A 540-nucleotide genomic window follows, 5' to 3' on the forward strand; every position below is an offset into this window, starting at 1 on the left:
GTCCACGGCGGCGCCCGCCTCGCCCGCGGTCTGGGCCGGCGCCGTGCTGGCCGTCGGCCTCGGTGCGGGCTCCCACACGGTCCTGGGCGCCGGACAGACGCCGCACCCGCTGGTGCTGCTGCTCGCGGTGGTCCTCGCCGCACCGATCTGCACCGTCCTCGCCGGACGTCGGCTCTCCCTGCCGCGCGTGCTCGCGGCGGTGACCGGCAGCCAGGCGATCCTCCACGGCCTCTACAGCCTGGCCTCCCCGCTGCCGGGGGTCCACGCCGGCCTCCCGACGACGGCCGGTCACCTCGGCCATGCCGTGCCCGCCTCCGGAGAGCTCGCCTCCTTCGCCGCCGCCCAGTCCTCCGCGCACGCCGCCGTGCATACCGCAGGTCCCGGCGGCCATGACCACCATGGACTCGGCATGATCGCCGCCCACGCGGCGGCGGCCCTGCTGACGGTCCTGCTCATCCGCCACGGCGAGCGGCTGCTCGTCCGTGCCGCCGGACTCGTGGTGGCGCCGTGCTGCGCCACCGCGTGCCCGCCCTGCGCCCG

At 77.8% G+C, this 540-nt stretch carries 1 protein-coding gene; it reads left to right on the plus strand.

Going from position 1 to position 540, the window contains the following annotated elements; translation table 11 throughout:
* Positions 1-540: hypothetical protein (locus AC2W7A_RS13290; protein WP_485991749.1), on the plus strand; the 540-nt coding region annotated here is incomplete at both ends.

The sequence above is a fragment of the Micrococcus sp. LASM2_SD2 genome, assembly GCF_057364565.1.